At 63.8% G+C, this 4349-nt stretch carries 7 protein-coding genes; 1 reads left to right on the top strand and 6 read right to left on the bottom strand.

Annotated elements, in window-relative coordinates:
- Positions 1-619 (top strand): CBS domain-containing protein (locus EN914_RS25920; protein ID WP_348631939.1); only part of this gene is annotated, 619 nt, incomplete at its 5' end.
- Positions 620-667: 48 nt separating this feature from the next.
- Here EN914_RS25920 and EN914_RS25915 read toward each other — a convergent pair.
- From EN914_RS25915 to EN914_RS25890, 6 genes are all read right to left on the bottom strand, one after another.
- A complete protein-coding gene (locus EN914_RS25915; protein WP_024502701.1) occupies positions 668-2311 on the bottom strand; it encodes an MFS transporter in 1644 nt (547 codons plus the stop codon).
- 228 nt (positions 2312-2539) lie between these two features.
- Positions 2540-2806 carry a flagellar biosynthesis protein FliQ gene (fliQ, locus tag EN914_RS25910; RefSeq protein WP_013529773.1) on the bottom strand — a complete coding sequence of 89 codons (267 nt, stop codon included), beginning with the start codon at positions 2804-2806 and terminating at the stop codon, positions 2540-2542.
- Positions 2807-2830: 24 nt separating this feature from the next.
- On the bottom strand, positions 2831-3238 hold the full coding sequence (gene flgD / locus EN914_RS25905) for a flagellar hook assembly protein FlgD (protein ID WP_024502700.1): 408 nt from the start codon (positions 3236-3238) through the stop codon (positions 2831-2833).
- Entirely contained in the window at positions 3238-3681 is a 444-nt protein-coding gene (gene flbT, locus EN914_RS25900; protein ID WP_024502699.1) for a flagellar biosynthesis repressor FlbT, read from the bottom strand. The genes flgD and flbT overlap by 1 nt, the downstream gene beginning before the upstream one ends.
- Positions 3678-4025: a flagellar biosynthesis regulator FlaF gene (gene flaF, locus EN914_RS25895; protein WP_024502698.1), complete on the bottom strand. Its 348-nt coding sequence runs from the start codon at positions 4023-4025 to the stop codon at positions 3678-3680. Before flaF ends, flbT begins: the two co-directional genes overlap by 4 nt.
- A gap of 31 nt (positions 4026-4056) precedes the next feature.
- Positions 4057-4349: flagellin (locus EN914_RS25890; RefSeq protein WP_281034672.1), on the bottom strand; the 293-nt coding region annotated here is incomplete at its 5' end.

The following is a 4349-nucleotide window of genomic DNA, read 5'->3' as shown; positions in this document are numbered from 1 at the left end:
CGCCGTCGGTGTCGTCGGCGGTCCGCTGACGATGACCTTCCTGGCGCTGGAATCGACCCGCGACCTGACGCTGACCGGCGTCGTGCTGGCCGCCTCGATCATGTCGGCCATCCTGGTGCGCGAAACCTTCGGCTACTCGTTCTCGACATGGCGCTTCCATCTGCGCGGCGAGACCATCCGCAGCGCCCACGATGTCGGCTGGATGCGCAGCCTCACAGTCGGCTCGATGATGCGCAGGGACATCAAGACCATCTATGCCTCGACGACGCTGGCAGCCTTCCGCAAGGAGGTGCCGCTCGGCTCGGCCCAACGCGTCATCGCCGTCGATGCGGGCGACCACTATGTCGGCGTGCTGATCGTGGCCGAACTGCACAGCGATCCTTCCGGCGGCGAGGTGCCGGTGCGCGATCTTGCCAAATACAAGGACGCGGTGCTGGTGCCGAGCATGAACGTGCAGGCCGCCGCCGAAACATTCCAGCGCGCCGGCGCCGAAGAGCTCGCCGTCGTCGAGGATTTCACCGACCACATCGTGCTGGGCCTGTTGACCGAAGGCCATTTGATGCGGCGCTATGCCGAGGAACTCGACAAGGCGCGCCGGGACCTGTCGGGCGAGGGTTAGCGGGAAGGCCTAACCGGATGCCTGCGACAGTGGGCGCGGTTGCGGAGCCTAATGCTCGATTGGTCCCTTGGCCATCACAAGCGCCGTGCCGGCGGTGGTCGGGCGCTCGATCATGCGTCGTACGCGGGGCGGTTCGTCGCCGCTGTGCAGGGCCCGCACGCGTTCTCCGATGACAGCGTCGGCATGTGTGATGCGTCCATTGTGCCTGATATATTCGATCCAGGTCGGCGTGTGATAATGCTCGATCCATACGGTGGGATTCTCGAGATCGCGCGCCAGCGTCCAGTTGCGGGCGCCGTCACGGCGGCGGATGCGGCCCCGTTCGGCCATGATGGCGAGGAACTCCGGCTCGTCCTCGTGCCGGATCACATATTCGATCATGATGGCGATGGGACCACTGCGCGGCTTCAGGTCAAGCGCCAAATGCGGTTCCTTGAAGCGATTGAGCGGGTCGAGGTTGAGCACCTGCTGTTGCGGCAGCGGGAGCAAAAGACCGATGGCGCCGCCGGCCAGCATGGCGACGCTGGCTGCGATCAGCGCGGTTTCGGCGCCGTGCGCATCGGCGACGACACCCCAGATCCAGCTGCCGAGCGCGATGCCGCCGAAGGTCGCGGTCTGGTAGACCGACAGCACCCGGCCGACCACCCAGCGCGGCGTCGCCATCTGCACCGTGACGTTGAAATGCGAAAGCGCGATCACCCAGCAGGCGCCGCCGACAAGCAGGCCGAGTGACGTCTGCCAGGCATGCTGGCTGACGGCGGCATTGAAGGCGCAGACAGCGAAGCCGGCGAAAGCACAGCGCACCATCGTCTCGCTGGAGAGCAACTGCCGCAGCCTGACGCTGATCAAGGCGCCGCCGACCGCGCCGATGCCGAAGGCGCCGAGCATGATGCCATAGGTCAGCGCATCGCCCTTGACGACATCACGCGCCACCAGAGGCAGCAACGCAAGCACAGCGCCTGCACTGAAGCCGAACGCAGCACCCCTGACCAGCACCTTGCCGATGTTGGGCGACATGGCGACATAGCGCAGGCCGGCGCCCATGGCTGCCCCCAGCGACTCGCGCGGCAAGGTCGATATGGGCACGTCCGGCTTCCAGCGCGCCAGCACGATGATCAGGCCGATATAGCTCACCGCGTTCGCCGCGAAGGCGGCCGCGGCACCGGCGGCGGCGACGATGATGCCACCGATTGCCGGACCGACGCTGCGCGTCAGGTTAAAGCCCATCGAATTGAGGGCGACGGCCGCCGGCACCTTGTTGCGGGGAACGATATCGCCGACGGAGGCTTGCCAGGATGGGCTGTTGAGCGCGGTGCCGCTGTCGATCATGAAGGTGAAGGCAAGCAGCGTCCATGGCGTGATCAGGCCTGAATAGGTGAACAGGGTCAGAAGCACCGACACCACCAGCATGAAGGTCTGGGCGACAAGCATCACCTTGCGCCGGTCGAAACTGTCGGCGATGGCGCCGGCTACGAGTGCAAACAGCATGATCGGCAAGGTGGTCGAAGCCTGGACCAGGGCTACCTGATAGGGCGAGGTGGCGATCGTGGTCATCATCCAGGCGGCGCCGACACCCTGGATCAGGCCACCGAAATTCGAGACGAGACTTGCGCCCCACACGGCGCGGAAAATGCCGTGACGGAAGGGCGCCAGCGCCGAGACGCTCTCGCTGTCCGGCTTTTCGTCAATCATTTGGGGTTCCTGCCATGTCGTGCCTGCTCGTCAGACAATCCGTTTGCGCAGACCGTTTGCCGAAAGTAGGGCATGGCGCCGCAAAGGGCAAAAAAGCTCATGGTCCAACAATGGGATAGAGGCGGTCCAGGCCTGTCCGCCGTGGGTCCGGAGGTGCCGCGGGATCGGCGGCGTCTGTCTTCAGACAATTGTGAACGGCATGCCGCGGCACACGTTCCTGGAACAGGTTCAGAACCCGTTCTGGATGCGCTCGAAGATGACGTTGGTGAAGGCCGATATCTGGCTGCCGATGAAGGGGCCGGTCAGCGCCACCACCAGCATGATGGCGACGATCTTCGGCACGAAGGTCAAGGTGATCTCCTGCACCTGCGTCAGCGCCTGGATGAGGGCGATGCCGATGCCGACCACCATGGCGACAAGCACCACCGGAGCCGACGCGACGAGCACCGTCCACACCGCATACTGGACGATGTCGAGAGCGTCGGCCTCATTCATGGGACTGGCTCTCTGTCGAAAGCGTCAGCTAGCTGCCTTGACCGAAACTCCCGGACCGACCGCGACTTCGGTGCCGTTCTGCAGCACGGCGATGAGACCGCTGCTGGCGAGGCGCACCGAAGCCACGGTGCCCGTGGTCAGGCCGTCGGCGGAGGTTATCGAGCGCCCGATCAGTGCGTCGGCCTGCGACAGCGCCGACGACTGCATGATCTGATTGAGCTTGGTGTTGGTCTGCACCGATTGCTCGACCTGCGAGAAGGTGGCGAGCTGGGCGACATACTGCGTCGAATCCATCGGCTTGGTCGGGTCCTGGTTCTTCATCTCGGCGATCAGGAGCTTCAGGAAGGACTGGTAGTCGACCGCTGTCTTCGAGGTCGAGGCCGTGGCCTGATTGGCGCCGGTCGGAATCGTCGTCGTCATGTCCACGTTCATCAGTATCGTGCTCCCATGGCCAGCGGGCGCTCGGCACCCGAAACATCGTCATTACCGCCCAGCGCGCGGCGTTCGAGCGGATAAAGCGCGCGGATCGCCTTCAGCGCCTCGTAGATATGATCCTCCCCGACCATGCGGTCGATCTGTTTCAGCGCGCTGCAGATCTGGGTGTCCTCGAAGCTTGCCAGAAGCAGCGGCAGCGAACGGCGGAACATGTCACGCGCGGCGGCGGCGCCCGCCGGATTCATCAGCATGACCTGCAGGATGAAATAAAGCTGCTTGAGCGGCGTCGAGGCATCGTCGGCCTGGATCACGTGGCTTTCGAGCAGGAACTGGACGTCGTTCATCAATTCGACGGTGACCTTGCGGTCGACCCGGATGACGGCGCCGTTGATGTAGATCTTTTCGTTCGGCTTCAGCGATATCTTCAGCGTGTTGGTCATTGAATGCCGTCCCTGATGATCTGGGACACCTCGATCAACCCTTCGAAATTGTTGGTGCGGCCCTGACGGATGTCCTCCGCCTCGCGCAGCAGCCACAGGCCGATGGAAATGAGATTGGCGCGCAGTTCCTTGGGCAGGGCGTTGTCGCTGGAGCCAAGATCCTCGACGAAGGCGGTCCAGACGCGGTTGGTGAAATGAAGCGCCTCGATCGCCTCCATCGAATCGTGGCCGGCCACTGCTGCCGCCGCCAGCATGTCGATCGAGCGGGTCAGAAGCTCCCGCTCGCGGTCCTTCGCGTCGGCAACGGAGTTGCTCTGGATGTCGGCGTAGGAGAATTGGTACATCGTTGGGGCTCTACCGTTCCGTTAAGCGTTGTCAGGTCAGGTAATTCAACAGGCTGAGCTGCTGCAGGCGTGCGGTCAACGCGAAAGACGTTTCGATGTGCTGTGTCAGGTCCGCGACCCGTGTCGCGGCTTCGGCCGGATCGACGGCTTCCAGATCGAGAATGTGCCGTTCGAAAAGGTCAACCTGCGTTTTCATCCGATCGTTGGCATCGGAAACCCGCTTCTGGACGATGCCGGTCTCGGATTGAAGCTGGCCAATGCCGCTCAGCGCTTCGCCAACCAGCGTGGTGGAGCGGCTGACAACCGTATTCTTCGCCGCCTGGC

It is taken from the genome of Mesorhizobium sp. M7A.F.Ca.CA.001.08.2.1 (assembly GCF_003998455.1).
GTDB classification, from domain to species: Bacteria; Pseudomonadota; Alphaproteobacteria; order Rhizobiales; family Rhizobiaceae; genus Mesorhizobium; species Mesorhizobium ciceri.
Note: the sequence above shows the minus strand (reverse complement) of the source record. Positions and strands in the feature narration are given on the sequence as shown.

What these genes read in the sequence shown, in the direction of transcription:
- flgD (WP_024502700.1), bottom strand. Translation starts at nt 3,238, where the DNA reads ATGAACGTGGACATGACGACGACGATTCCGACCGGCGCCAATCAGGCC.
- fliQ (WP_013529773.1), bottom strand. Translation starts at nt 2,806, where the DNA reads ATGAATGAGGCCGACGCTCTCGACATCGTCCAGTATGCGGTGTGGACG.
- flbT (WP_024502699.1), bottom strand. Translation starts at nt 3,681, where the DNA reads ATGACCAACACGCTGAAGATATCGCTGAAGCCGAACGAAAAGATCTAC.
- EN914_RS25915 (WP_024502701.1), bottom strand. Translation starts at nt 2,311, where the DNA reads ATGATTGACGAAAAGCCGGACAGCGAGAGCGTCTCGGCGCTGGCGCCC.
- flaF (WP_024502698.1), bottom strand. Translation starts at nt 4,025, where the DNA reads ATGTACCAATTCTCCTACGCCGACATCCAGAGCAACTCCGTTGCCGAC.